We start from the raw sequence: 25,535 nt of genomic DNA on the forward strand, positions 1-25,535 counted from the left end.
GGGGCTGCTTTGCAGCCCCGGCAATATCAAGCCATGCTCGGATCTATGACCATCACCAACTTGCCCGAGACCTGGTTGCTCTCAAGCTCCGCATACGCCGCCTGGGCAAACTCCACCGGGTAGGTATCAACCAGTTGCGGCGACAGGCGCCCTTCGGCAAACAGCGGCCACACCTGCTGTTGCAGTTCGCGCAGCAACTCGGCCTTGAAGCCGTCATCGCGGTTGCGCAGCGTGGAGCCGGTAATCTCCAGGCGCTTGCCCAGCACCAGCGCCAGGTCCAGCTCGAACTTGCGCCCCCCCATCAGCCCGATGATCACCCAGCGCCCGTCGCGGGCCAGCAGCTTGAGGTTGAGCTCACCGTAGCTCGCGCCCACCGGGTCGAGAATCACGTCGAACGGGCCAAAGCCTTCCAGTGCATCCAGGTTTTCGTTACGTACCACGCCCCCTGTCGCGCCCAGCGCTTCGCAATAAGCCAGGCGGTCCTGCGAACCGACACTGACCCACACCGGGCTGCCAAACGCCTTGCACAGCTGGATGGCGGCAGAGCCAACGCCACTGGCGCCGGCATGCACCAGCACTTTCTCGCCAGCCTTCACGGCACCGAGCTGGAAGATGTTCAACCAGGCGGTGGCATACACCTCTGGCAACGCCGCGGCTTCATGCAGGCTCAGGCCCTCGGGCACGGGCAGCACGTGACGCGCATCGACCACCACTTCCTCGGCCATGGCGCCACTGGCCAACAGCGCGCACACACGGTCGCCCACGCGCCAGTCGGCACCGGCGCCCACTTCCTCAACCACCCCGGCACACTCCAGGCCCATGTACGGGCTGGCACCTGGCGGTGGCGGGTACAAACCTTTCATCTGCAGCAGATCGGCGCGGTTCAGGCCCGCAGCAGCCACGCGAATGCGCACTTGGCCCGCGTCACAGGCCGGGCGTTCGGCCTCGACCCACTCCACATGTCCGTCAACGCCTTGCAATGCCTTCACAGTGCCTCCATAGTTGAATCATGACTGGGCCTGGGGTTGCTTACCTCAGGCTTTTTGCAGTATTTGCCCGGCTCCATGGAACCGGCAACAGAAAAGACGGCCTACTATGCGTGATCAATTGCCTCCACGTCGAATCAGCATGAAGCATTTCCTACCAAGCACCGCCCTCGCCGTCATGATCGGCCTTGGCAGCCTCACGCTCGGCGGCAATGCGGCGGCCGCCAACAAATGGGACAGCCTGCAGCCGGACCGCGACGAGATCGTCGCCAGCCTCAACGTGGTGGAATTGCTCAAGCGCCACCACTACAGCAAGCCACCGCTGGACGATGCCCGTTCGGTCATCATCTACGACAGCTACATCAAGCTGCTGGACCCGGCGCGCAGCTACTTCACCGCCGCCGACATTGCCGAGTTCGACAAGTGGAAAACGCAATTCGACGATTTCCTCAAGAGCGGTAACCTGGACCCGGGCTTCACGATCTACAAACGCTACCTCGACCGCGTCAAGCAACGCCTGGACTTCGCCCTGGCCGAGCTGAATAAAGGCGTGGACAAGATCGACTTCACCACCAAGGAAACCTTGCTGATCGACCGCAAGGACGCACCGTGGATGAAGGACCAGGCCGAGCTCGACGACCTGTGGCGCAAACGTGTGAAAGACGAAGTGCTGCGCCAGAAGATCGCCGGCAAGGAACCCAAGCAGATCCAGGAAACCCTGACCAAGCGCTACAAGAACCAGCTGGCGCGCCTGGACCAGACCCGTGCCGAGGATATCTTCCAGGCCTACATCAACACCTTCGCCCAGTCCTACGACCCGCACACCAACTACCTGTCGCCGGACAACGCCGAAAACTTCGACATCAACATGAGCCTGTCGCTCGAAGGCATCGGTGCGGTGCTGCAAAGCGACAACGACCAGGTCAAGATCGTGCGCCTGGTACCGGCAGGCCCGGCAGCCAAGACCAAGCAGGTGGCCCCGGCCGACAAGATCATCGGCGTGGCCCAGGGCAACAAGGAAATGGTCGACGTGGTCGGCTGGCGCCTGGACGAAGTGGTCAAGCTGATCCGCGGCCCGAAAGGCTCGGTGGTGCGCCTGGAGATCATCCCAGCCAGCAATGCACCTAGCGACCAGACCAGCAAGATCGTGTCGATCACCCGTGAAGCGGTGAAGCTTGAAGAGCAGGCAGCCAAGAAGTCGGTGCTCAAGCTGAAGCAGGACGGGCGTGACTACAAGCTGGGCATCATCGAGATCCCGGCCTTCTACCTGGACTTCAAGGCCTACCGCGCCGGTGACCCTGAGTACAAGAGCACCACGCGTGACGTGAAAAAGCTGCTCACCGAACTGCAGAAAGAGAAAGTCGACGGCGTGGTCATCGACCTGCGCAACAACGGTGGCGGCTCGCTGCAGGAAGCCACCGAGCTGACCAGCCTGTTCATCGAAAAAGGCCCGACTGTGCTGGTGCGCAACAGCGACGGCCGCGTCGACGTGCTGGAAGACGAAAACCCGGGCGCCTTCTACAAAGGCCCGCTGGCGTTGCTGGTGAACCGCCTGTCGGCCTCGGCTTCGGAGATTTTCGCCGGTGCCATGCAGGACTACCACCGCGCGCTGATCATCGGCGGCCAGACCTTCGGCAAAGGCACCGTGCAGACCATCCAGCCGCTCAACCATGGCGAGCTGAAGCTGACCCTGGCCAAGTTCTACCGGGTTTCCGGGCAGAGCACCCAGCACCAGGGCGTGCTGCCGGACATCGACTACCCGTCGATCATCGACACCAAGGAAATCGGCGAGAGCGCCCTGCCCGAGGCTATGCCATGGGACACCATCCGCCCGGTGGTCAAGCCTGCTGCCGACCCGTTCAAGCCGTTCCTGGCCCAGCTCAAGGCGCAGCATGAAGCGCGTAGCGACCAGGATGCCGAGTTCACCTACATCCGCGACCGCCTGGCCCTGACCCAGAAGCTGATGAATGAAAAAACCGTCAGCCTCAACGAGCAGGAGCGCCGTGCGCGCCACGATGACATCGAGGCCAAACAGCTGGCCCTGGAAAACATCCGCCGCAAGGCCAAGGGTGAAGAGCCGCTCAAAGAGCTGAAGAAAGAAGACGAGGACGCGCTGCCGACCGAGGATGAAAACACCAAGCCGGAAGACGACGCCTACCTGTCGGAAACCGGTCGCATCCTGATCGACTACCTCAGTGCAAGCACCAAGGTGGCCAAGAAGTAAGGCGCTGCAACGATGATGGCAGAATAATGTGACCTGTCATCAAACAGTCATCGCACTGTCGTGAAATATGGGGGCCGGGCATGCAGATGCCCGGCCCTTTCATTTTCAGGAATACGTCATGACCGTTGCCGAACAGCTCAGTGCCTTGAGTGCCATCCTGGCTCAACGCAGTATTCACAGCCTGTTGCAGCCGATCATGTGCCTGAGCGAACAGCGGGTGTTCGGCCATGAAGCACTGAGCCGTGGTCCGTCCAACAGCCCGCTGCACGCGCCGTTGAACCTGTTTACCATCGCCCGCCAGGCTGGCCGCCTGACCGAACTGGAAGCCGTCTGCCGGGAAAGCGCCTGCCGTCGCTTCAGCGAGCAGCAATTGCAGGGCAAGTTGTTTCTCAACATCTCGCCAGAATCGCTGCTGGAGCCACACTACCCGTCCGGCCTGACCCTGAAACTGCTGGAGCAGGTCGGCCTGCCGCCCAGCAGGGTAGTGATCGAGCTGACCGAGCACACCCCCACCGACGACTTCCAGCTCTTGTCCAATGCCCTGCACCACTACCGCGACATGGGCTTTTCGATTGCCATCGACGACCTGGGGGCGGGCTATTCCAGCCTGCGGCTGTGGTCGGAGCTGCGCCCTGAGTACGTGAAGATCGACCGGCACTTCATCGACGGCATCCACCGCGACCCGCTCAAGCGCGAGTTCGTTGGCTCGATCCTGCAGATTGCCCGGGCCTCGAAGGCGCAGGTGATTGCCGAAGGGATCGAGCTGGCAGAGGAACTGGTGGTGCTTAGGGAGATGGGGGTGGACCTGGTGCAGGGGTACCTGCTGGGGCGGCCGCAGGACTTGGGGGTGCGCGAGCTACCGGTGCTGACGAGTATGCCGCAGGCCGAGCAGCCGACAGTGCGGTTGAATGCCACCATCGGGCAGTTGCTGGCGCTGTTTGGGCGGCATCAGCACCTGGATGTATTGGAGGTGGTTGATGCCGATGACAGGCCTTGTGGTTTGATCCACAGACATTCTTTGCCTGTTCTGGCCCTATCGCCGGCAATCAATCAGGCGGTTTCGGGGTAGCTGTACTCGAACACCCGAACCACCTCGGAAGCATGCCACGACGCCGCCTCCATGCCATCCACCGGCCCGGCAAACCGCCCTAGCCGTTCGACACATTCAAAAAAACCGGTACGCGGCAAGCGGCTGGCGCCTTGGCTGATCACCAGCGAACTGCGCAGCGGCTGCTCGGCACGGGCATCCAGCACCGCCAGGTATTCCAGCGCGGCGGTCAGCGTCTGCATGGCCGGGCTGGGCAGTTGCAAGCGCTCGATCAGCGCTCGGTAGGTCAGCAAGTGACGTTGACGGCGGGCCAGGTCAAGCTCGCCCAGCAGGTTGTCCCAGTGCTGACGGCTGATCCTGACCTGGCTCATGACGGCTCGCTCCAGCCAGCGACCCCCAGATGCCAGGCCAAGGCGCGGCGGATGGCTGCATCCGGCTGGCGTTCGCCCGATTCGATCATGGCCAGGTAGGCCGGGCTTACCCCGACATTGCGCGCCAGCTGCTCAGGGGCGATGCCCTTGGCCTGGCGAATCTGTGCAACTTCACTGAACGCCGGCAACGGCGCAACGGCGGCGGCCTGTTCGCTGACAACTGCCTCGGCAGGTGCCTGCCCTGCAGCCTTGAGCAGCGCCTGGTACTGCTCCCAGGGAACCACGGCGTACTCGGGCTGACCGTCCCGGCTGATGACCTGAATACCCATTACAAACCCCTTTAAAAAGGATTACAGCATGTAATCCGTAGGCATAACCCTTATGCCAATTATATTACCAACTCCGGGGTCTGTCCGGTTGAGGTGCAGTTCAGGCGGTTTTCACTGCGTATTGCGCTCCAGGCGCAGCGCTTCGGGGCTTGCGGGCAGGCGCTCGACCACACGCAGCCGCTCGGGTGCCTGGCTGTCGCGCCAGGCCCGGAAGCGCGCCAGTTCATCAGCCACGGTCTTCAGTACCCAGCCCAGCACTGCAATGTCATCGAGCAAGCCCACGCCCAGCAGCCAGTCGGGGATGGCATCGATAGGGCTGACGAAATACAGCAGGCCGGCCACGATGGTGACCAGGGCCTTGGGGCTGATGGCACGGTATTCGCCGCGCCACCATGCCAGGCACAGCGACTGAAGCAGTTTCACGTCCTCACGCAATTGGCCGATGCGCGGGCCTTTGCGAGCCACGGCGAACAGCAGGGCCGGCAACCGGCCACGGCTGAGCAAGCGCTCGGCCAAGGGCAGGAAACGGGCGAAATTCCAAGGTGCGCTCATGGAGCCTCCACGCAGAGCAGGTTATCCACATTTATTGTGGATAACCTTGTGAACAGGGCCACGTTTCTGACCCCGGGTGCCTGCCAGGCAAGGGCCCCGGTCAGATCGGGCGTTTTTTACACAGCCGTTTCAATACGTGGGTAGCTGGCCGCAAACGATTTGCGCCAGAAACATCCTACAGCAACAAGCTGCATTTCCTCGGACAGTATCAGCAGTTACAGGTTCGTCCAATCGTCGTAAACGAAAACGCCCCGTCAGGACGGGGCGTTTTGCAAGAACCTGCCAGTGTTACTTGGCGGGCGCTTCTGCAGGGGCTTCGGCCGGGGCCTCGGCTTCCGGCTCGGCGCCTTGCAGCTGGGCCGGGTCCTTGATGGCGATCAGTTCCAGATCGAACACCAGTACCGAGTTGGCCGGGATCAGCGGGCTTGGGCTTTGTGCACCGTAGGCCAGTTCAGCCGGGATGAACAGCTTGTACTTCTCGCCAACGTGCATCAGTTGCAGGCCTTCGACCCAACCCGGGATCACGCCGCTGACTGGCAGGTCGATCGGGCTGCCGCGCTCGACGGAGCTGTCGAACACCTTGCCATCGATCAGCTTGCCTTCGTAGTGGACGGTAACCACGTCAGTAGGCTTGGGCTGCGGGCCATCGGCCTTCTTGACCACTTCGTACTGCAGGCCCGAGGCGGTAGTGACCACGCCTGGTTTCTTGGCGTTTTCTTCGAGGAATTTCTTGCCAGCAGAGGCCGCTTCTTCGCTGGCCTTGGCCAGGCGCTCTTCGGCGCGCTTCTGCAGCGCGGTGAAGGCTTCTACCAGCTCTTCATCCTTGATGCGCTGTTCTTTCTTGCCAACGGCGTCTTCGATACCGAGTGCAACTGCTTTCGAATCAAGGTCTTCCATGCCTTCCTGAGCCAGGCTCTTGCCCATGTTCAGGCCGATACCGTAGGAGGCTTTCTCTGCCGGAGTCTTCAGCTCGGGGCTGCTAGCTTGTTGGTCGCAGCCAGCCAGTACCAAGCCTACCAGGGCAACCGCAGCCGCCAAACGATGCTGTTTCATGCTATTTCCTTGTTCATGCGCCATAAGGGCAATCAGGGTAAAGCCGCGAGCTTAGCAGGCGGCCATGACCAATGGCTACCGGCATAGGAGCGGGTTTTGGTAAGGAAGTTCAGTAGTTAAAGGGTTATTCATGCAAGACACTGCAGCCACTGGCCAGTATTGACGCTTGACGCAGAAACCGCCTGGGGTTTGTCGCAATTTTTTGTCGCACTGCCCTCCATTCCCGGGGGCAAGAGACCTGTCATTTATGCCAGTAGATCGGATGAGGGCCTGCGCTTTCAATAGTGCGGGTAGTCACAGATCGTGACCAGCCAGAGGTTAACCCCAATGACACGACCAACCATTTCATCTCTTCTTCAACAATCCACGCCTGAGCGCAACTCGTTGAAAGCACTTAGTGGTGCCCCTGTAGACCAGAGCTTCGGTAAAGACGGCTACGCCTACCTGCTGGAACAGGAGACTAAATCAACTGGCGTGTGCACTGACATCCTGAAAAGCCACGTTCGACAAGATCGCTACTATGCGTGCGCACTTCAATCAAATAAAGAAACCCAGGTGTTCAACAGCGCCGTCTGGCTGATGGATAGCGACGGCAAGCGAGATGACAGCTTCACTGTCGACTTTGGATCGCTCGTGGACAAGGACAAATCGTTCACTCCCTACAGCCTTATGGAAGATCACGAGGGCAACCTGCTTTGCTTGGGTGAAGTGTCCGACGCCGCCGAACGGCTCTGGAAATTCAAGAACACAGGAGAGCTAGACAAGAATTTCGCCAGCACTGGATTTGTCGATAGCGACCAACTGACCACCGAGCGGCTGCATTTTCGCTTCGCCGCCACACTCTCTGATGGCTACGTCATTGCTTGCCACACGCCCGAATTCAAGAACGTCCTCGTCTGCCTGTCAGCTGACGGCGCCCTGAAGCCGAGTTTCGGTAATGGGGGGGTGCTAGACCTTGAATCGCAATTACCTGGGTACGGTGCCGGCATAATCAGCCTTATCACTACAAAGCATGCTGATGGAAGCGATCGCATTCTATTGCTGAGTTTGAGAGGCGAAGGCGACGACCTGTTTTCGATCTTGAGCGCCATAGACAGTAGAGGCCAACTGGACACTTCCTTTGGCGAAGGTGGCCATTTCAAATCAGAAAACGCCACCCTCTATCGGGGCCTGTCTTGCAGCAATGTGTCGTCACTTGTCACCCTATGCGGAGGGCATATGCTCGCGGATGAAAGCATGCAGCCAGAGATTATCCGGTTGACCAGCAACGGAGCGCCCGACCAAGCATTCAACAAGGGGGCACCTGTACGCTTCGACGCCAACGCCGGGATGTGGCACCACATGATTGAGCACGAAGGGCGCCTGGTCGGGGTAGGCAGCTTCTATAACCATAACCGGGCGGTCCGCTACCAGGCCGATGGCACACTCGACACCACGTTCGTTTCGCCTTGGGGGCATGGTTCGTTTGGCGCTATCGCACCGAACCCTGGCTTTTACATGGATGGCGATTCATCGATCGCCTTCGTTCCCGCCAGTAAACGCCTGCTGGTTTGTGGCGAGGTAAATATCACAGCGCAAAATCAGGTGGCTGCTGCAGTGCTCGCCTTGGCATTGGGTTAAAAGACACTCAGGGGTAGTTACCGTCGCGGTACTGCCCCGCCACCTCACGCAGCACCTCGCACACCCACTGCCCCGGCAGGCTCTGCGGCAAGGCGGCATTGCGACAAATGCCCACCGAGCCACCCGGTTCGCGCACGCCCAGGTCTAGCTCGACCAGCTCGCCACGGCGCAGGTCGAGCAACACCGCATCGCGTGGCGCGACCCACAGCCCATCGCTGCCCAGCAGGTAGCGCCGGCTCAACGCCAGCGATAGGGTTTCCAGGCGCTGTGCCGGCATCTGGATGCCGCATTGCACGAACAGGCTGTCGGCATGCTGGCGGATGGTGGTCCCCGCTGGCGGCAACACCAGCGGATAACGCCCCACCTGGGCCCGCTCGACGGGTGTGCCGGCCAGCAGCGGATGGCCCGGGCGTACCACCAGGCTCATCGACTCGCTGTACAGGTGCTCGAACGACAGGCCCTGGATCTGCGGGCTGTCGGTCATGCGCCCGACCACCAGTTCCAGCTCGCCCAGCCGCAGTTGGCCAAGCAGCTGCGCGCTGACCCCGGTGACCACACTGATCACCAGCGCTTCATGGCGCTGGTGCAGGCGGCACAGCACTTCGGGCATAAGCAGGCCCTCGACCGTCGACAGCACGCCAATGCGCACCTGCGACGGCGCCCGCGCCTCACCACGCAGGCTGCTGACGCCATCGCGCAGGGCCTGCACACTGGGCCCGGCATAACGCATGAAGCGCGTGCCGGCGGGGGTCAGTTCGACACCCTGTCGGCTGCGCGCAAACAGGCGCGTTTCCAGCAGGTCTTCAAGTTCCTTGAGGGTTTTGGAAATGGCCGGCTGGCTGATGGCGAGCACGTCGGCAGCCCTGGCCAGGCTGCCCTGCCGGGCAATCTCCAGAAAGCACAGCAGGTGGCGGTATTTGATGCGGGTGTCGAGGTTCATGCCGCAAGCTTAACGCATCGCCACCTGCGGCGTATCCGGGTCGCGCTGTTGGCGGCGGAACTGCCCTGGCGGCAAACCGTGAATCTGGCGGAAGCGCCGAGAGAAATAAGCTTCATCGGCAAACCCGCACAAGCGCGCCACTTCACCCACCGGCCGACTGCCATTGAGCAGGTAGTTACGTGCGGTGTGCATGCGCCGCTCCAATACCAACTCGCTGAACGTCTTGCCAATTTCCTTGCGCAGCCAGTGGGTCAGGTAAGTCGGGGACAGGTACGTGGCAGCGGCCACTTTCTGCAGGTTCAGGTCCGGGTCGTCAATGTGGCGGCGCAGGTACTCGCTCATGCGATTCAACGCGGCCCGACGGCTCAGTTGCGCTGCGTTGCTATCCGCCAGAATACGCAAGGGTTCAGCATACAGCCCGCACACCTGGCCAATCAGTTGCAACAGCAGGCCCTTGAGCACCTCACGGCTGCCAAAGCGGCGGTTGGCATCCAGCGCACGCATGCGCTCAAGCAGCTGCAACACCTCGGCGAAATCGGCGTCTTCCAGGCAAAAATCCAGGTGCTCCTGGAAGCGAAACGGTGACAGCTCCGGGGCTTGCAGGATCGAGACTTCTTCCAGATCCATCGGGTCGCAATCCAGGTGTGGCAACAGGAAGGTCTGGGAAAAATTGATCACCACGAAATCACTGTCCGCAGGATGCGGGATCACATGCACCCGGTGCGGCAGGATGAAGGCCAGTGTGTTGCGCTTGAACGGGCGTTGCACGCTGCCGATGTGCTGCACCGTATCTCCCCCCAGGTTGATCTGGACCTGGAAATATTCATGACGGTGCGGCGCGGTTTCGGCCGGGCGCCCACGTCGATCGCGAATGTGGAAATCCATCAGCTCGCTGCGCTGCTGCATGACGTAGGTGGGGACCTCGCGCTTTGGTGGCATGGGCAAACTCCGTTAAGCAAACAACCAGTTGTACGACGTCCACATTTAAACGTGACTACAAAAAACGACGCAACCGCATTTCGTCACAACCCGCTTAAAACGCGACACACAGCAATTAACCAGCTCAAAACCCTGTGCCCGGATTCTTTTGGACACCGCACGCTTCCCCCTCCTTCCATGGCAAAAACGGTCTAACCCTGCCGTTGCATTCAAAGCGTTGTACGACCACTTTAGAAAAGGGACTGCAGCCCAACCTCAACCAACAACAACAAACGAGGTCGACTCATGTCGAGCACGCCTACCCCCCGCGCAGCGTCGTCGTACACGCTGGACGCGGCCCCCGCCCAGCGCCTGCCCACCCGCCGCCGCTGGTTCATGCTGTCGCTGCTGCTGGTGGCGACCATCATCAACTATGTCGACCGGGTAAATATCTCGATCGCAGCCCCGTTCATGGCCAAGGACCTAGGCTTGGACAAGGTGGAGATGGGACTGATTTTCTCCGCTTTCGCCTGGACCTACGCCCTGGCCCTGGTGCCCGCCGGCTTCATCGCCGACCGCTTTGGCTCGCGCCTGACCTATGGTGTGTCGCTGATCAGTTGGTCGGCGGTTACCGTCGCCCAAGGCTTGGCCAGCGGCTTCTCCTCGCTGTTCGGCCTGCGCCTTGCGGTCGGGGCCATGGAAGCCCCGGCTTTTCCCGCCAACAGCCGCGCGGTGACGGTGTGGTTCCCTGCCCGCGAACGCGGCATGGCCAGCAGCATCTACGTGTGCGGCCAGTACCTCGGCACTGCGCTGTTCACCGGTGCCCTGCTCTGGCTGGCAACCACCTACGACTGGCGCCACGTGTTCTACAGCACCGGCCTGGTCGGCATCGTGTTCGGCGTGGTGTGGCTGTTCCTTTACCGTGACCCGTTGAACTGCAAGAAGGTCAGCAAAGAAGAACTGGCCTACATCGAGGGCGGCGGCGGCCTGGTCAAAAGCAGCCAAGAGCGTACCCGCTTCGACTGGCGCCAGGTGGCCGAGCTGTTCCGCTACCGCCAGGTATGGGCCATCTGCCTGGGCAAGTTCGCTAGTACCTCGGCGCTGTACTTCTTCCTCACCTGGTTCCCCACCTACCTGATCGAAGAGCGCCAGCTCACCTTGATCAAGGTCGGTATCTTTGCCGTGATGCCGTTCATTGGCGCCACCGTCGGCATCCTGCTGGCAGGCATCGTCTCTGACTTGCTTATCCGCAAGGGTTACTCGCTGTCGTTCGCACGCAAGCTACCGCTGGTGGTGGGCTCGATGCTGGGCATGTCGATCGTGCTGGTGAACTTCACCGACTCCAACGTGTTGTGCATCGCCATTCTCACCTTGGCGTTCTTTGCCCAGGGTATCGCCTCGTCATCGTGGGCTGCGGTTTCAGAAGTGGCACCCAAGCAACTGATCGGCCTGACCGGCGGCATCACCAGCCTGGCAGCGAACATCGGCGGCATCGTCACACCGATCGTGATTGGTGCGGTCGTGCATGCCAGTGGCTCGTTTGCCATGGCCTTCTGGTTCATCGGTGGCGTGGCCCTGATGGGCACCCTGTCGTATTCGCTGCTGCTCGGCAAGCTGTATCGCATCGAGCTGAAGACAGCGGCATGAGCACGGAAAAGTCCAATCCTTCCCCGCTTTCGTCCAACTTTGCCAGCCAGGCACTGGCTACGCTGGCCACTCCAGCACGGAGGATTCACCCCATGAGTTACCTGTTCAACCCGCCGGCCATCATCAGCCTGTCCATTCGCGGCAGCGATACGCGTTTCCCGGTTGGCCGCGTGTTCTGCCTGGGCCGCAACTATCCCTGGCCGGAGTCCTACGGGCCAGCACCGCAGGAGCCTGTGTTCTTCATGAAGCCGGCGAGCAACGTGGTCGAGGCACAAGGTGAGCTGCCGTTCCCCCCACAGACCGAGGAGTTCTGCCACGAGATCGAGCTCGTGGTGGCCATTGCCAAAGGGGGGGCGGATATCGCCCCGCAGGAGGCGATGGAACATGTATTCGGGTTTGCTGCCGGGCTTGACCTGACCCGCCGTGATCATCAGCGCAAGGCCAAGGCCGAAGGCCTGCCGTGGGAAAGCGCCAAGGTTTTCGAGGCCTCGGCCCCCATGACCGCTATCGCGCCTGCCAGCGAACTCCCTTGGCCCCTGCCAGCCTCGCTGTGGCTACAGGTGAACGGCCAGGAACGCCAACGCGCACACCTTAGCCAGCAGACCTGGCCGGTGGCCGAGGTCATCAGCCGACTGTCCCGCCAGCTGCCGTTGCGCCCAGGTGACCTGATCATGACCGGTAGCCCGCCCGGCGTAGCCCCTTTAAACCCGGGTGACACCCTGCATGCCGGCATTGATGGCATCGGCGAACTGCACATGCGCGTAGGCCCCCGCCCTGCCGGGCAAGCCGCTGACGCGGCCTGAAACCCCAGGAGTATTCACATGAGCCAACATAAGAAAATTGCACTGGTCACTGGCGCAGGCAGCGGCATCGGCCGCGCCGTCGCCCTCGCCCTGCTGGAAGATGGCTTCAGCCTGGTCCTTGCCGGGCGCCGTATAGAGCCACTGCAAGCGGTGGTCGAACAAATACAGGCAGCGGGCGGTGAAGCCCTGGCCGTAGCCACTGACGTGCGTGACGAACAGAGCGTCGCGCAACTGTTCGCCACCATCGAGGAGGTGCATGGCCGCCTCGACGTCATCTTCAACAACGCCGGCATCAACGCCCCCGCCGTGCCGGTCGACGAGCTGCCGCTGGAGAACTGGCGCAACGTCATCGCCACCAACGTGGATGGCGTGTTTCTCTGTGCCCGCGCAGCGTTCGGCCTGATGCGCCGCCAGCAGCCGCAAGGCGGGCGGATCATCAACAACGGCTCGATCTCGGCACACACCCCGCGCCCGTTCACCGCGCCCTACACGGCCAGCAAGCATGCGGTGCTGGGCCTGACCAAAGCCCTCGCGCTGGATGGCCGGCCTTACAACATCGTGTGCAGCCAGGTGGACATCGGCAATGCCCTGACCGAGCTGTCCGAGCGCATGACCCGTGGCGTGCGCCAGGCCAATGGCGAAATCGCCGCCGAACCGATGCTCGATGTGCGCCATGTAGCCGACGCGGTGCGCTACATCGCCGCGCTACCGCTGGACGCCAACGTACTGAACATGACCGTGATGGCCAGCAACATGCCGTTCGTTGGCCGTGGCTGATCCTTGTTCCTGATGGAGTGACCGATGAAACCCGAAGTCCTGCAACTTAGCCCGATCCTCATCCCGCAAATCCGTGAGCGCCTGGAACAGCTGTTCACCGTACACCGTTACTACGAACAGGCCGACAAGGATGCCTATGTCAGCCAGCATGCCAACAACATTCGCGGCGTGATCACCGGTGGCCACACCGGTATCAGCCAGGCACTGATGGCGCGCTTGCCCAACGTCGAAGTGATCGCGGTCAATGGCGTCGGCACCGACGCGATAGACCTGGCCTATGCCCGAGATCGCGGCATCCAGGTAACGGCGACCATCGGCGCCCTCACCGAGGACGTCGCCGACCTCGCCATCGGCCTGCTGATCGGCTTGTGCCGGGGTATCTGCACCGGTGACCGTTTCGTACGCGCCGGCCATTGGGCCACCAGTGCCACGCCGCTGGCACCGTTGCCACTGGCCCGGCAGGTGTCGGGCATGCGTGTGGGCATCGTCGGTATGGGCAGGGTCGGTCGCGCAGTGGCGCAGCGGGCGGCGGCGTTTGGTTGCCCGATTCGCTACACCGACCTGCAGGCGCTGGATGTGCCTTACGGGTTCGAGGCAGATTTGCTGCAGTTGGCCAGGGACAGCGATGCACTGATTCTCGCGGCGGCGGCCGACAAGGGCGAGGCGCTAATCAATCGTGAAGTGCTGCAGGCGTTGGGCGCCGAGGGGTATCTGATCAACATCGCGCGCGGCAAGCTGGTGGATGAGCCCGCGTTGATCGCAGCGCTGGAGGCCGGTGAAATCGCTGGCGCGGCGCTGGATGTGTTTGCCGATGAGCCCCGCGCGCCCGAGGCGTTGTTCGGCCGTGAAGATGTGGTGCTGCAGCCACATCGGGCCAGCGCCACGGTGCAGACGCGCACGCGCATGGGCGAGATGGTGGTGGCCAGCCTGGTGGATGTGTTTGCCGGGCGCACGCCGCAGGGGTTGGTTATCTGAGCCGCCTGTTCCGGCCTCTTCGCGGGCACGCCCGCGAAAGGGCCCGAACAGGCAGCAGATGATTATCAGGCTACAGCCAACTCCACAGCCCCATCCTTCAACCGCACCGGCCACACCCGCAGCTGCTGCCCGGCATCCTCCAGGCACACCCCGCTCTGCAAGCTGAAATGCTGCTTGTACAACGGCGCCGCCACCACCAGTTCGCCCTGCACACTGCCCACCAGCCCGCGGCCAATGATGTTGGCGCCAGAACGCGGGTCGCGGTTGTCTACCGCATATAGCGGCTGGGCCTGCCCCGGCAGGTAGAACAGCGCCACCTGCGCCCCGTCCAGCCATACCACTACCCCGGAATCGGCCACCAGGTCTTGCGCCTGGCACACCGCCTGCCAGTGCTCGCAGTTTTTTACAGCAACATTGGACAGGTTCATCAGACAGCCTCCTCGACAGTAGGGATCAGGTGCAGCGGCGCAGCCGGCCGGCGTTGTTCGCGTTCGCGTACGAAGTGCACGTCCGGGTCGGCGCGCTGGTCGTTGACAAAGGTGCGGAAGCGCTTGAGCTTTTCCGGGTCGTTGAGGGCGTTGGCCCATTCGCATTCGTACTGGTCCACCACATGCTGCATCTGCGCTTCAAGCTCGCCGGCCAGGCCCAGGCTGTCATCGATGATCACCTGTTTCAGGTAATCCAGCCCGCCCTCCAGGTTCTCGCGCCACACCGAAGTGCGCTGCAGCTTGTCGGCCGTGCGGATGTAGAACATCAGCACGCGGTCGATCAGCCGTACGAGGGTTTCGTCGTCCAGGTCGGTGGCGAACAGCTCGGCATGCCGTGGGCGCATGCCGCCGTTGCCGCACACGTACAGGTTCCAGCCTTTGTCGGTGGCGATCACGCCGATGTCCTTGCTTTGTGCCTCGGCGCATTCGCGGGTGCAGCCCGATACCGCGAACTTGAGCTTGTGCGGGCTGCGCAACCCCTTGTAGCGGTCTTCCAGGCGCAGGGCCATGCCGACACTGTCCTGCACACCGTAGCGGCACCAGGTGCTGCCGACGCACGACTTCACCGTGCGGGTCGACTTGCCATAGGCGTGGCCGGTTTCGAAGCCGGCCTCGATCAGCTCCCCCCAGATCAGCGGCAGTTCGTGCAGCTGGGCGCCGAACAGGTCGATGCGCTGGCCGCCGGTGATCTTGGTGTACAGGTCGTACTTCTTGGCCACCTGGCCGATGACGATGAGCTTGTCAGGGGTGATTTCACCGCCAGGGATACGTGGCACTACCGAGTAGGTGCCGTTCTTCTGCATGTTGGCCATGAAGGTGTCGTTGGTGTCCTGCAGTGGCACCAGCGCCGGGTCCATGATCGGCTGGTTCCAGCACGAAGCGAGGATGTTGCCCACTGCCGGCTTGCAGATGTCGCAACCCACATGGCCCTTGCCATGGCGTTCGAGCAGTTCGCTGAAGGTGCGGATGCCCTCCACCCGCACCAGCCCGTACAGCTCCTGCCGGGTGTAGGCAAAGTGCTCGCACAGGCTCTTGTCCACCGCGACGCCACGGGCCGTCAGTTCATGCTCGAACACCTGTTTGAGCAAGGCTGCACACCCCCCGCAGCCCGTGGCAGCCTTGGTGCACCCCTTGACTGCGGCAAGGTCGCTGCAACCGCTGTCGATGGCGGCGCACACCGCCCCCTTGCTGACGTTGTGGCAGGAGCAAATGGTCGCGCTGTCCGGCAGTGCATCGGCGCCCAAGGCCGGCGCGCCACCGCCTTGCGGCAGAATCAGCGCGGCCGGGTCGGCCGGCAGGGCGATGCCGTTCTGGGCGTATTGCAGCAGGGTGTCGTAGTAGCTGTTGTCACCCACCAACACCGCGCCCAGCACGTGCTTGCCGGTGGCATCCACCACCAGCCGGCGGTAGGCACTGTTGGCTTCGTCGATGAAGCGGTAGCTGCGTGCCCCTGGCGTGGCGCCGTGGGCATCGCCGATCGAGCCGACATCCACGCCCAGCAGTTTGAGCTTGGTCGACATGTCGGCACCGGTGAACGCGACCGCCGCTTCGCCCATCAGCAACGCGGCCAGGTTGCGCGCCATGCTGTAGCCCGGGGCGACCAGGCCGAACACGCTGCCGTTCCACGATGCGCACTCGCCGATGGCAAAGATACGTGGGTCACTGCTGCGGCAGTGGTTGTCGATCACTACCCCGCCACGCGCGGCGATGTCCAGCCCACTGGCACGGCCCAGGGCATCCTGCGGACGAATACCGGCAGAGAACACGATCAGGTCGGTTTCCAGGTGCTCACCGCCCTCGAAGTTCATGCGGTAGCGATAGGCTTCACCGTCGCTGATCGACTGGGTGGCGCGGGACAGGTGTACGCCCACGCCCAGCGCTTCGATCTGTGCCTTGAGCGCGGCACCGCCCTCGCCGTCCAGTTGCACCGGCATCAAGCGTGGGGCGAACTCAACCACGTGGGCTTCCAGGCCCAACGATTTGAGCGCGTTGGCGGCTTCCAGCCCAAGCAGGCCACCACCAACCACCACGCCACGACGGGCACTGGCGGCGGCGGCCCGGATGCCATCGAGGTCGTCGAGGGTGCGGTAGACCAGGCGGGCGTTGCCGCTGGAGCCTTCGATCGGCGGTACAAAGGGGTACGAACCGGTGGCCAGCACCAGTTGGTCGTAGCTGTACCGGCCTTCGGCGGTAACCACTTCGCAGCGCTCGCGGTCGATTTCCAGCACGCATTCGCCAAGGTGCAGGTGCACGCCGTTGGCGGTGTAGAAATCGGGCTCGCACAGGGCCAGGGTTTCGGCACAGCTGCCGCCGAAGTATTCGGACAGGTGTACGCGGTCGTAGGCGCGTTGGCGCTCTTCGCCGAACACATGCAGTTCGAAGCGCTCGTGGGCGCCGCGGCTGACCAGTTGCTCGACGCAATGGTGGCCGACCATGCCATTGCCGACGATGACCAGTCGCTCTCGTTGCCCGCTGCTCGCTGTTGCCTTCATAAGCCGATCCTCGATCAAAAAAAAAGCGCCTGGAGCCGAAGCTCCAGGCGCCTTTGCCTGTATTCATCACGGTAGGTGGCCCGGGTTGATCGCCGTTGATCAGTGGGCTTTGTTGTAGCTTGGGTAAAGCAGGGAGTGTGCCAATTGCGTTACCTGTACCGGCCTCTTCGCGGGCAAGCCTGCTGCCACAGGGATCTCCACAGGTCTGCAGACTTGCACCTTACCTGTGGGGTGGGTTTACTCGCGAAGCGGCCGCCACAGGCAATGCACATTCAAGGTGCAACGCTCCCCATCCTGGAGCACTTCAGTAAACATCCCGCCGATACCGCTTGGCCTTGCTCAAGGCCTCCATGTAGGTATCCGCATCCACGCCACCATGCTCGGCAATGATTTCACGCAACGCCGCATCTACATCCTTGGCCATGCGCTGGGCATCACCACACACGTAGAAGTACGCCCCCGCCTCCAACCATTGCCACAGCTGCGCGCCCTGTTCGAGCATGCGCTGCTGCACATAGATTTTCTCGGCCTGGTCACGGGAAAACGCGGTATCCAGCCGCAGATGGCCGCTTGCCTGCCAAGCCTGCAACTGGTCCTGATAATAGAAATCGGTCGCCGCATACTGCTCACCAAAGAACAGCCAGTTGCCCCCTTTCGCGCCCCGCACTTCTCGCTCTTCCAGAAACGCACGAAACGGTGCAATGCCAGTCCCAGGGCCAACCATGATCACCGGCACGCTGTCATCCTCGGGCAGCCGGAAGTGCTTCGACACCTGTGGGAAGATGGCCACTTTCAGCGCCTGGGCACGGTCGGCCAGAAAGCTGGAGCACACGCCTTTACGCTCGCCATAGCGCACGGTGGAAACGGTCAGATGCACCTGATCCGGATGCGCCAATGGGCTGGAGCTGATCGAGTAAAGCCGTGGCTGCAACGGTTTGAGCAGGTCGAGCCAACTGGCCAGCGGCAGTTTTTGAGGGAAAGCACGCAGCACATCGACCAGCTGTCGGCCCCACAGCCAGTCCTGCAGCTCGGCTTTGCACTCGGGCTGTAACAGGCGCTGCAGGTCCGGGGCACTGCCGGCAAAGGCCTGCAGTTGTTGCGGGGTCACCTTGGCAATCTCCAGATGCGCTTGCAGGGCTTCGGCCAGTGGCATGGCAGGCTGGCCTTTCAACTCGACCATGGCCTGGCCATCGAGCTGCGTCAGCGCCAGCAATTCATCGACCAGCGTCGGGCAATTGCGCGGCCATACGCCCAGGGCATCACCAGGTGCATAGCTGAAGCCGCTGCCGCTCAGGTCGAACACCAGTTGCCGGGTTTCCTTGCTTGCACCGGGCCCATTGAGCAGGCGGTTTTCCACCAAGGCGGCGGCCCAGGGTTGCTGCTTGCCATAGATCGTGACCGGCGCAGGCTCATTGACCGGTTGTGGTGTGGCAGCAGTGCCCAGCAAGGGCAGCAGCGCTTCGAGCCAGCCGCAGAACGCTTCGTCAAAGTCGGGCTCGCAGTCCACCCGCTGCAACAAGCGCCGCCCACCCAGCTCAGCCAGGCGCTGGTCGAGTTTGCGGCCAAAACCGCAGAACTGCTCGTAACTTGAGTCACCCAAGGCCAGCACGGCATAGGGGAGCTCGGCGCAGAGGGTGCCCTCTTCGCCCTGCAATGCCTGCCAGAATGCCCCGGCGCTGTCTGGCGCGTCGCCATCGCCAAAGGTGCTGGCAATCAGCAGCACGCTGGCGGCGCCTTGTAGCTGGCGCGGGCTGACGGCCTCCATGCAACTGAGCTGCACCTCCAGACCGGCACCGCGCAAGCGTTGGGCACAGCGCTCGGCCAACAGTTCGCCGTTACCGGTCTGCGAGGCCCACAGCACTTGATGCCGTGGCGCCGGCAACGCCGCAGCGGGCAATGCCGCAGGCTGGGCAAACAGACCGGCCAGCAAGCCGTCGACGAACAGCCGACGGCTGGCGGCCAGCGGTGCATTGGCCGGCAGGCTGGGTACGCCTTCGGCACGGCTTTGGTCCAGGCCCAGCAGAAAGCCTTGCAGGTAATGGCGCTCTTCTTCTGCCAACACCGGGGCTGGCAGGGTGTCCAGGCCAAGCAGACGAGACAGGGTGGCAGTTGGCATTCGGGCTGACTCCGCAATGGCAGTGTTCAGTTCAAGGGTATCGATGCGTTCGCCTGCGACCCGCTCCAGGGCCACGGCGCAGTGTTTGAACGCGGGTTGCAGCGACAGCGGGTCAACCGCATCGCAGGTGACGGCATTGATTGCCAGTTGCTCGCCGGCCACATCGTTCCAGTGGAATGGTGCGAAGCAGTTGCCTGGCATGACCCGGTCGCTGATGCGTGCGGGTAGCACGGCCTGGCCACGGCGCGAACGAATGGCCACCTGGTCTTTCTCGGTAACGCCCAGCCTGGCGGCATCTTCGGGGTGAATTTCGACGAAAGGGCCGGGCTCCAGCTTGTTCAATGCCGGCACCTTGCCGGTCTTGGTCAGGGTGTGCCACTGGTGCTGCACACGGCCGGTATTCAGCACCATGGGGTAGTCGTCATTCGGCAACTCCGGTGCCGGCAACCAAGGCCGGGCGAAGAAACGGGCTTTGCCACTGGCGGTAGGGAATGCCAACGCCGGGCGCTGGCCCTGGGCATCGTGCAGCAGCACCTGGCTGCTGCCGTCATTCAGGTAGCGCAACGGGCTGCGGTCGCTGTCACGGCCAGGCGCGCAAGGCCACTGGCGCGGTTGCCCACGCAGTTCGGCATAACCGATGCCGCGCAGATCGTACCCGGTGGCAGGGTTATGGAAGCGACGGATTTCCTCGTACACCGCTTCGGCATCGGCGTAATCGAAGGCGTCGGCATAACCCATGGCGCAAGCCACGCGGGCAATGATCTGCCAGTCCGGCAGGCTCTGCCCTGGCGGCTCGACGGCGCGCGGCATCAGGGTAAGGTTGCGCTCGCTGTTGATCATCACGCCCTCGCCTTCGGCCCACAGCGCGGCCGGTAGCAGAATGTCGGCGTAGCGATTGGTTTCGGTGTCGAGGAAAGCGTCCTGAGTAATCACCAGCTCGGCCTGATGCAGGCCGTCGATCACTTGCTGGCGGTTGGCGACACTGGCCACCGGGTTGCTGCAGATAATCCAGCAAGCCTTCACTTCACCGGCTTTCATCTGTTCGAACAGCGCCACCGTGCCCTCGCCGCCTTCGCAGCGCAGGCTGCCAGGTGCCAGGTGCCATTGCTGTTCGACAAAGGCACGGTCGGCTTCCACCAGCGCCGAGCGCTGGCCTGGCAAGCCGGGCCCCATGTAGCCCATCTCACGGCCGCCCATGGCGTTGGGCTGACCGGTCAGCGAGAACGGCCCGCTGCCGGGGCGGCAGATGGCGCCAGTGGCCAGGTGCAGGTTGCAGATCGCATTGGTGTGCCAGGTGCCGTGGATGCTCTGGTTCAGGCCCATGGTCCAGCAGCTCATCCAGTTGCTGGCACCGCCGATCCATTCGGCGGCCTTGATGATGTCGGCCTCGGCCAACCCGGTGATGGCGGCCACCCGCTCAGGGCTGTAGTCATCGAGGAAGGCTGGCAGTTCGTCCCAACCTTCGGTGAAGCGGGCGATGAAGCCAGGGTTGGTGTGGCCGTTACGGTGTAGCAGATGCAGCAGGCCGTTGAGCAAGGCCATGTCACTGCCGGGGCGTACCTGCAGGAACAGGTCGGCCTTGTCGGCGGTGGCGCTGCGCCGTGGGTCGACCACAATCAGCTTCGCACCGGCCTTGATCCGGTCGAGCAAACGCAGGAACAGGATCGGGTGGCAGTCGGCCATGTTGGCGCCAATCACCAGGAATACGTCGGCGTGCTCGAAATCCTGGTAGCTGCCGGGTGGGCCATCGGCACCAAGCGACAGCTTGTAGCCACTGCCGGCGCTGGCCATGCACAAGCGCGAGTTGGACTCGATGTGGCGGGTGCGGATAAAGCCCTTGGCCAGTTTGTTGGCCAGGTACTGGGCTTCCAGCGACATCTGCCCGGACACATACAGCGCGACGGCATCGGGGCCGTGCTGGTCGAGGATGCCACGCAGGCGTGCGGCTGTTTCGGCGATGGCCTGATCGATACCGGTGCGCGCCGGCTGCTGGTTTCGCTGCTGCCGTACATAGGCGTCTTCCATGCGCCCGGCGGCGGTCAGCGGCAGGTGCGCAGTGAGGCCCTTGGTGCACAGGCGGCCGAAGTTGCTGGGGTGTTGCTTGTCGCCGCTGACCTTGCTGACCTTGCCGTCGGCAACGCTCATGACGATGCCGCAGCCGACGCCACAATAGGGGCAAACGCTGCGTACTGCGCTGTTGGCCATGGGCGGGCTCCTGTGGGAAACGCAAAAAGGCGCCGGCTGCCCCCGGCTTGCTGATGCAAGCGAGGGGCAACACGGCGCCTTTGTCGTGAGGTTTTGTGGGCTGTCGACGTTGATGGCCCTGGATGAGGAGTACGCCAGCAATTAACAGGCCAGCTGTACCGGCCCTTTCGCGGGCACGCCCGCTCCCACAGGGATATCACTGCCCTCAGGCCTATTTACATCCCTGTGGGAGCAGGTTTGCCCGCGATGAGGCCGTCACAGGCTACGCACCATGCGGTGGCAACCTCACACCCCGTGGCGCTATGCTGGGGCACATTCCAGCATGAGCAACCGTCCTCCCCCCATGTCCCAAGTGATCCTCAAGACCCCCGCCCAACTCGACCTGATGCGCCGCGCCGGCCAACTGCTGGCCCAAGTGTTCGCCGAACTCGACAGCTTCATCCGCCCCGGCATCACGACGATGCAAATCAACGACCGCGCCGAGGCGTTCATCGTCGACACACTCAAGGCCCGGCCGGCGAGCAAGGGCCAGTACGGTTTCCCCTATTCGCTGAATACCTCGGTGGACCATGTGGTGTGCCACGGCGTACCCAAGGTCGATGAAGTGTTGAAGGAAGGCTCGATCGTCAACGTCGACATCACCCTGGAGCAAGGCGGCTACATCGCCGACTCGTCGAAGATGTACTGCATCGGGAAAATCAGCGATGAAGCCCGGCGCCTGGTCGACACTACCTACGATGCGCTGTGGAAAGGCATCGAACAGGTGCGCCCCGGGGCCACGCTGGGCGATATCGGCCATGCCATCCAGGCCCATGCCGAAGCAGCGGGCTACAGCGTGGTGCGCGAATATTGCGGGCACGGTATTGGCCAGCAGATGCATGAAGCGCCGGAAGTGCTACACATCGGCCAGCGTGGCATGGGCATGAAGCTAAAGCCGGGAATGGTGTTTACCATCGAGCCGATGATCAATCAGGGTGGGCGTGGCACCCGAGCGCTGAAGGATGGCTGGACGGTAATTACGCGTGATCACACCCTCTCGGCGCAGTGGGAGCATACGGTAGCGGTGACTGAAGAAGGGTTTGAGGTGCTGACGTTGCGGGAAGAAGAACACTGACACCTGAAATTCAGGCACAAAAAAAGCGACCCTAAGGTCGCTTTTTTTGTTACTTCCGGGTGTTCAGTGGGCCCTGGAAGTGGAATATGGCGCAGCGGACGGGACTCGAACCCGCGACCCCCGGCGTGACAGGCCGGTATTCTAACCGACTGAACTACCGCTGCGTATCGTTCAGGCTCGCGCCCGATTGAAACTGGGATCAGCCCAAGGTTTTTGCCTTGTGGCTTCAGACCGGTGCCAAGCACCCATCTGTTACTGAAAAATGGCGCAGCGGACGGGACTCGAACCCGCGACCCCCGGCGTGACAGGCCGGTATTCTAACCGACTGAACTACCGCTGCGTATCGTTCAGGCTCGCGCCCGATTGAAACTGGGATCAGCCCAAGGTTTTTGCCTTGTGGCTTCAGACCGGTGCCAAGCACCCATCTGTTACTGAAAAATGGCGCAGCGGACGGGACTCGAACCCGCGACCCCCGGCGTGACAGGCCGGTATTCTAACCGACTGAACTACCGCTGCGCTATACATCGAGTGGTGGGTGATGACGGGATCGAACCGCCGACCCTCTGCTTGTAAGGCAGATGCTCTCCCGGCTGAGCTAATCACCCTTCGTCTCGGTGTGGCGCGCATTCTACGGATGGCCCTGCACCCTGGCAAGCACTTTTTAAACTTTTCCCAAAAAAAACTTCATGCCTTTCAAAGACCTAGCGTTGCCGGGTGTTTCTTTGAGGCAGAAGCCGCTGCTGGCCCTATGACAGGGCTGGTCTCAGATCACCACACGGAGAATAATGCCCGCCTTATGCATTAAGGAGAGTTGCCCCTCATGTGGTTCAAGAACCTGCTGACCTACCGCCTGACCCAGGAAGTCCCGTTCGAGCCTGAAGCGCTGGAAGCCGCCCTGGCCAGCAAGCCGGCCCGCCCCTGCGCCAGCCAGGAGCTGACCACCTATGGTTTCGTCGCGCCGTTCGGCAAAGGCGAAGACGCTCCCCTGGTGCATGTCAGCGGCGAGTACCTGCTGATTGCCGCGCGCAAGGAAGAACGCATCCTGCCGAGCAGCGTGGTCAACGACGCGGTCAAGGAAAAGGTCGAAGAGATCGAGACCGAGCAGATGCGCAAGGTCTATAAAAAGGAGCGCGACCAGATCAAGGACGAGATCATCCAGGCCTTCCTGCCGCGCGCGTTCATCCGCCGTTCGATGATCTTCGCTGCCATTGCCCCGCGCCAGGGCGTCATCCTGGTGAACTCGGCCAGCGCCAAGCGTGCCGAAGACCTGCTGTCGACCCTGCGTGAAGTAATGGGCTCACTGCCGGTACGCCCGGCAACGGTAAAAATTGCACCGGTTGCCACCATGACCGACTGGGTCAAGTCGCAGCAGGCCGCCGAAGGCTTCTATGTGCTGGACGAGTGCGAACTGCGCGACACCGCCGAAGACGGCGGTATCGTGCGCTGCAAACGCCAGGACCTGACCGGCGAGGAGATCCAGCTGCACCTGAGCACCGGCAAAGTGGTGACCCAGCTGGCCCTGGCCTGGCAGGACAAGCTGTCGTTCATCCTGGACGACAAGATGGTGATCAAGCGCCTGAAGTTCGAAGAGCTGCTGCAGGAGCAGGCCGAGCAGGATGGTGGTGATGAGGCGGCGCAGCAGTTCGATGCCAGCTTCCAGCTGATGATGATGACCTTTGCCGAGTTCCTGCCGGTGCTGTTCGAGGCGCTGGGTGGGGAGGAAATTCCGCAAGGGGTCTGATGTGTCTTGAAATGCCGGTGCTGGCCTGAATGGCATGTTTCTGCCCGCACCGGCCTTTCGGCATACGGAGGTTACCTGACCTTCCGACAACTTGAGCATTCCAGGAAAAACTTCTGTCTGCGTATCGTTCTGCCGTGCAGATACGTTCGGTGTGCAGTGGCGGGCGCCCTTGCCTGCCGCATAAACCGCACTGAATCATGGAGATTGCAATGGATGATTCCAGGTTAGACACCTCGAAAACTTTCACTGGCGATATTTACCTGGAAGAGGATGGGAAAAGACGCCCCATACGCATCGACGACAGTGGCTGGTTACGCATCATGGATGCGCAGGTGCTGCCGGTGACATTATGGTTCGGTTGCTATCAAGAGGATGATGGCGACATCTATATCATCAAAGAGTTTACCAACGGCGGGAGCAAGTCTGATCGTGTCCTGAGTCTGAACGATGATGGCCGGTTGGGACTTTACTCCGGATCGAGCCGCCCTTGGCGAATCCTTAGGCAAGACGGGGAAGTTCTGGTACCGCGCTCTACACCTGAAGCGGCTATAACAGTGTCAACCAAGGGTGGTCGGGTGTGGACAGCAAACAACAGCCAGTGCAAGGCCGCCAAAGGTGCCGGTAGCAACTTTGTTGTGCATATCCATAAAGTGGGCGTGTACCGATTCTGATCGGCTAGCACTTACGCTTAACGGGAACTTGCCTCGCGGGGAACGGTTGGGCACCATGGCGTCCACTGTGAGGACGACCTCACGACGCACCGCGTGACCATTCCGGGGACGGCCCCATCATTCAAACGATGGAGACACACCTATGTCCTGGATCATCCTGTTCTTCGCCGGCCTGTTCGAGGTCGGCTGGGCCGTTGGCCTGAAATACACCGACGGCTTCAGCAAGCCGATTCCCACCGTGCTTACTGTTGGCGCCATGGTCATTAGCCTGGGCCTGCTGGGCCTGGCCATGAAAGAGCTGCCGCTTGGCACCGCCTATGCCATCTGGACCGGCGTGGGTGCCGTCGGCACGGTGATCGCCGGCATCATCCTGTTCGGCGAATCCATGGCCCTGGTACGGCTGGTCAGCGTGGCGCTGATCGTCTGCGGCCTGGTCGGCCTCAAAGTCAGCGCCAGCTAACCCTC

21 protein-coding genes and 4 tRNA genes are annotated in these 25,535 nt (G+C 62.2%); 11 read left to right on the plus strand and 14 right to left on the minus strand.

Going from position 1 to position 25,535, the window contains the following annotated elements; all coding sequences use genetic code 11:
• Positions 1-26: 26 nt before the first annotated feature.
• Positions 27-989: an NAD(P)H-quinone oxidoreductase gene (locus D8767_RS22660; protein ID WP_016715515.1), complete on the minus strand. Its 963-nt coding sequence runs from the start codon at positions 987-989 to the stop codon at positions 27-29.
• Between the two features lie 139 nt (positions 990-1,128).
• On the opposite strand from D8767_RS22660, the gene D8767_RS22665 reads away from it, so the two are divergent.
• Entirely contained in the window at positions 1,129-3,210 is a 2,082-nt protein-coding gene (locus D8767_RS22665) for a carboxy terminal-processing peptidase (RefSeq protein ID WP_016715514.1), read from the plus strand.
• Positions 3,211-3,328: 118 nt separating this feature from the next.
• The gene (locus tag D8767_RS22670; protein WP_016715513.1) at positions 3,329-4,279 is read left to right on the plus strand and encodes an EAL domain-containing protein; all 951 of its coding nucleotides are present in this window, start codon (positions 3,329-3,331) and stop codon (positions 4,277-4,279) included.
• On the opposite strand, the gene D8767_RS22675 is transcribed toward D8767_RS22670, so the two are convergent.
• The 4 genes from D8767_RS22675 to D8767_RS22690 all read right to left on the minus strand — a co-directional run bounded on the left by D8767_RS22675 (position 4,261) and on the right by D8767_RS22690 (position 6,563).
• Entirely contained in the window at positions 4,261-4,629 is a 369-nt protein-coding gene (locus D8767_RS22675; RefSeq protein ID WP_016501064.1) for a hypothetical protein, read from the minus strand. The two genes, D8767_RS22670 and D8767_RS22675, sit on opposite strands and share 19 nt — an antisense overlap.
• Positions 4,626-4,958, minus strand: a complete 333-nt coding sequence (locus D8767_RS22680; protein ID WP_016715512.1) for a helix-turn-helix transcriptional regulator — start codon at positions 4,956-4,958, stop codon at positions 4,626-4,628. The genes D8767_RS22675 and D8767_RS22680 overlap by 4 nt, the downstream gene beginning before the upstream one ends.
• A 111-nt stretch (positions 4,959-5,069) precedes the next feature.
• On the minus strand, positions 5,070-5,510 hold the full coding sequence (locus D8767_RS22685; RefSeq protein ID WP_016715511.1) for a YkvA family protein: 441 nt from the start codon (positions 5,508-5,510) through the stop codon (positions 5,070-5,072).
• Positions 5,511-5,798: 288 nt separating this feature from the next.
• Complete coding sequence (locus D8767_RS22690) at positions 5,799-6,563, minus strand: FKBP-type peptidyl-prolyl cis-trans isomerase (RefSeq protein ID WP_016715510.1); 765 nt, start codon at positions 6,561-6,563, stop codon at positions 5,799-5,801.
• A gap of 327 nt (positions 6,564-6,890) precedes the next feature.
• On the opposite strand from D8767_RS22690, the gene D8767_RS22695 reads away from it, so the two are divergent.
• Entirely contained in the window at positions 6,891-8,183 is a 1,293-nt protein-coding gene (locus D8767_RS22695) for a delta-60 repeat domain-containing protein (protein WP_063977381.1), read from the plus strand.
• Positions 8,184-8,190: 7 nt separating this feature from the next.
• On the opposite strand, the gene pcaQ is transcribed toward D8767_RS22695, so the two are convergent.
• Together pcaQ and D8767_RS22705 are read right to left on the minus strand one after the other, a co-directional pair.
• Positions 8,191-9,123, minus strand: coding sequence for a pca operon transcription factor PcaQ (gene pcaQ, locus D8767_RS22700; RefSeq protein ID WP_016715508.1), 933 nt, complete (start codon positions 9,121-9,123; stop codon positions 8,191-8,193).
• Between the two features lie 9 nt (positions 9,124-9,132).
• Positions 9,133-10,062: an AraC family transcriptional regulator gene (locus tag D8767_RS22705; RefSeq protein ID WP_016715507.1), complete on the minus strand. Its 930-nt coding sequence runs from the start codon at positions 10,060-10,062 to the stop codon at positions 9,133-9,135.
• 285 nt (positions 10,063-10,347) lie between these two features.
• Between D8767_RS22705 and D8767_RS22710 the strand changes: the two genes are divergently transcribed.
• The 4 genes from D8767_RS22710 (at position 10,348) to D8767_RS22725 (ending at position 14,243) form a co-directional block, all read left to right on the plus strand.
• Positions 10,348-11,688 carry an MFS transporter gene (locus D8767_RS22710; protein WP_016715506.1) on the plus strand — a complete coding sequence of 447 codons (1,341 nt, stop codon included), beginning with the start codon at positions 10,348-10,350 and terminating at the stop codon, positions 11,686-11,688.
• A 92-nt stretch (positions 11,689-11,780) separates the two neighbouring features.
• Positions 11,781-12,491 (plus strand): fumarylacetoacetate hydrolase family protein, encoded by a 711-nt coding sequence (locus D8767_RS22715; protein ID WP_016715505.1) that lies wholly within the window; start codon positions 11,781-11,783, stop codon positions 12,489-12,491.
• A gap of 18 nt (positions 12,492-12,509) precedes the next feature.
• Positions 12,510-13,268: an SDR family oxidoreductase gene (locus tag D8767_RS22720; protein ID WP_016715504.1), complete on the plus strand. Its 759-nt coding sequence runs from the start codon at positions 12,510-12,512 to the stop codon at positions 13,266-13,268.
• 24 nt (positions 13,269-13,292) lie between these two features.
• Entirely contained in the window at positions 13,293-14,243 is a 951-nt protein-coding gene (locus D8767_RS22725) for a 2-hydroxyacid dehydrogenase (protein WP_016715503.1), read from the plus strand.
• A 65-nt stretch (positions 14,244-14,308) separates the two neighbouring features.
• Here D8767_RS22725 and nirD read toward each other — a convergent pair whose 3' ends face one another.
• From nirD to D8767_RS22740, 3 genes are all read right to left on the minus strand, one after another.
• Complete coding sequence (nirD, locus tag D8767_RS22730; RefSeq protein ID WP_016715502.1) at positions 14,309-14,671, minus strand: nitrite reductase small subunit NirD; 363 nt, start codon at positions 14,669-14,671, stop codon at positions 14,309-14,311.
• A complete protein-coding gene (gene nirB / locus D8767_RS22735; RefSeq protein WP_016715501.1) occupies positions 14,671-17,223 on the minus strand; it encodes a nitrite reductase large subunit NirB in 2,553 nt (850 codons plus the stop codon). The genes nirD and nirB overlap by 1 nt, the downstream gene beginning before the upstream one ends.
• 304 nt (positions 17,224-17,527) lie before the next feature.
• Positions 17,528-21,544 carry a bifunctional nitrate reductase/sulfite reductase flavoprotein subunit alpha gene (locus D8767_RS22740; RefSeq protein ID WP_016715500.1) on the minus strand — a complete coding sequence of 1,339 codons (4,017 nt, stop codon included), beginning with the start codon at positions 21,542-21,544 and terminating at the stop codon, positions 17,528-17,530.
• Between the two features lie 271 nt (positions 21,545-21,815).
• Between D8767_RS22740 and map the strand changes: the two genes are divergently transcribed.
• Positions 21,816-22,658 carry a type I methionyl aminopeptidase gene (map, locus tag D8767_RS22750; protein WP_016715498.1) on the plus strand — a complete coding sequence of 281 codons (843 nt, stop codon included), beginning with the start codon at positions 21,816-21,818 and terminating at the stop codon, positions 22,656-22,658.
• Between the two features lie 87 nt (positions 22,659-22,745).
• Here map and D8767_RS22755 read toward each other — a convergent pair.
• The 4 genes from D8767_RS22755 to D8767_RS22770 all read right to left on the minus strand — a co-directional run bounded on the left by D8767_RS22755 (position 22,746) and on the right by D8767_RS22770 (position 23,263).
• Positions 22,746-22,822, minus strand: a tRNA-Asp gene (locus D8767_RS22755).
• A 99-nt stretch (positions 22,823-22,921) separates the two neighbouring features.
• Positions 22,922-22,998: transfer RNA gene (locus tag D8767_RS22760), tRNA-Asp, on the minus strand.
• Between the two features lie 99 nt (positions 22,999-23,097).
• Positions 23,098-23,174, minus strand: a tRNA-Asp gene (locus D8767_RS22765).
• Between the two features lie 13 nt (positions 23,175-23,187).
• Positions 23,188-23,263, minus strand: a tRNA-Val gene (locus D8767_RS22770).
• A 215-nt stretch (positions 23,264-23,478) separates the two neighbouring features.
• Between D8767_RS22770 and rdgC the strand changes: the two genes are divergently transcribed.
• The 3 genes from rdgC (at position 23,479) to sugE (ending at position 25,530) form a co-directional block, all read left to right on the plus strand.
• Positions 23,479-24,399: a recombination-associated protein RdgC gene (gene rdgC / locus D8767_RS22775; RefSeq protein ID WP_016715497.1), complete on the plus strand. Its 921-nt coding sequence runs from the start codon at positions 23,479-23,481 to the stop codon at positions 24,397-24,399.
• A 209-nt stretch (positions 24,400-24,608) separates the two neighbouring features.
• On the plus strand, positions 24,609-25,070 hold the full coding sequence (locus D8767_RS22780) for a hypothetical protein (RefSeq protein WP_016715496.1): 462 nt from the start codon (positions 24,609-24,611) through the stop codon (positions 25,068-25,070).
• A 142-nt stretch (positions 25,071-25,212) separates the two neighbouring features.
• Positions 25,213-25,530, plus strand: a complete 318-nt coding sequence (gene sugE, locus D8767_RS22785) for a quaternary ammonium compound efflux SMR transporter SugE (RefSeq protein ID WP_012270979.1) — start codon at positions 25,213-25,215, stop codon at positions 25,528-25,530.
• The last annotated feature ends 5 nt before the right edge of the window (positions 25,531-25,535 follow it).

It is taken from the genome of Pseudomonas sp. LTGT-11-2Z, assembly GCF_003691445.1.
Taxonomy (GTDB): domain Bacteria; phylum Pseudomonadota; class Gammaproteobacteria; order Pseudomonadales; family Pseudomonadaceae; genus Aquipseudomonas; species Aquipseudomonas monteilii.

Excerpts from the sequence above, each read along its gene's own strand:
- D8767_RS22665 (WP_016715514.1), top strand. The coding sequence starts at position 1,129 with ATGAAGCATTTCCTACCAAGCACCGCCCTCGCCGTCATGATCGGCCTT.
- D8767_RS22670 (WP_016715513.1), top strand. The coding sequence starts at position 3,329 with ATGACCGTTGCCGAACAGCTCAGTGCCTTGAGTGCCATCCTGGCTCAA.
- D8767_RS22675 (WP_016501064.1), bottom strand. The coding sequence starts at position 4,629 with ATGAGCCAGGTCAGGATCAGCCGTCAGCACTGGGACAACCTGCTGGGC.
- D8767_RS22680 (WP_016715512.1), bottom strand. The coding sequence starts at position 4,958 with ATGGGTATTCAGGTCATCAGCCGGGACGGTCAGCCCGAGTACGCCGTG.
- D8767_RS22685 (WP_016715511.1), bottom strand. The coding sequence starts at position 5,510 with ATGAGCGCACCTTGGAATTTCGCCCGTTTCCTGCCCTTGGCCGAGCGC.
- D8767_RS22690 (WP_016715510.1), bottom strand. The coding sequence starts at position 6,563 with ATGAAACAGCATCGTTTGGCGGCTGCGGTTGCCCTGGTAGGCTTGGTA.
- D8767_RS22695 (WP_063977381.1), top strand. The coding sequence starts at position 6,891 with ATGACACGACCAACCATTTCATCTCTTCTTCAACAATCCACGCCTGAG.
- pcaQ (WP_016715508.1), bottom strand. The coding sequence starts at position 9,123 with ATGAACCTCGACACCCGCATCAAATACCGCCACCTGCTGTGCTTTCTG.
- D8767_RS22705 (WP_016715507.1), bottom strand. The coding sequence starts at position 10,062 with ATGCCACCAAAGCGCGAGGTCCCCACCTACGTCATGCAGCAGCGCAGC.
- D8767_RS22710 (WP_016715506.1), top strand. The coding sequence starts at position 10,348 with ATGTCGAGCACGCCTACCCCCCGCGCAGCGTCGTCGTACACGCTGGAC.
- D8767_RS22715 (WP_016715505.1), top strand. The coding sequence starts at position 11,781 with ATGAGTTACCTGTTCAACCCGCCGGCCATCATCAGCCTGTCCATTCGC.
- D8767_RS22720 (WP_016715504.1), top strand. The coding sequence starts at position 12,510 with ATGAGCCAACATAAGAAAATTGCACTGGTCACTGGCGCAGGCAGCGGC.
- D8767_RS22725 (WP_016715503.1), top strand. The coding sequence starts at position 13,293 with ATGAAACCCGAAGTCCTGCAACTTAGCCCGATCCTCATCCCGCAAATC.
- nirD (WP_016715502.1), bottom strand. The coding sequence starts at position 14,671 with ATGAACCTGTCCAATGTTGCTGTAAAAAACTGCGAGCACTGGCAGGCG.
- nirB (WP_016715501.1), bottom strand. The coding sequence starts at position 17,223 with ATGAAGGCAACAGCGAGCAGCGGGCAACGAGAGCGACTGGTCATCGTC.
- D8767_RS22740 (WP_016715500.1), bottom strand. The coding sequence starts at position 21,544 with ATGGCCAACAGCGCAGTACGCAGCGTTTGCCCCTATTGTGGCGTCGGC.
- map (WP_016715498.1), top strand. The coding sequence starts at position 21,816 with ATGCGGTGGCAACCTCACACCCCGTGGCGCTATGCTGGGGCACATTCC.
- rdgC (WP_016715497.1), top strand. The coding sequence starts at position 23,479 with ATGTGGTTCAAGAACCTGCTGACCTACCGCCTGACCCAGGAAGTCCCG.
- D8767_RS22780 (WP_016715496.1), top strand. The coding sequence starts at position 24,609 with ATGGATGATTCCAGGTTAGACACCTCGAAAACTTTCACTGGCGATATT.
- sugE (WP_012270979.1), top strand. The coding sequence starts at position 25,213 with ATGTCCTGGATCATCCTGTTCTTCGCCGGCCTGTTCGAGGTCGGCTGG.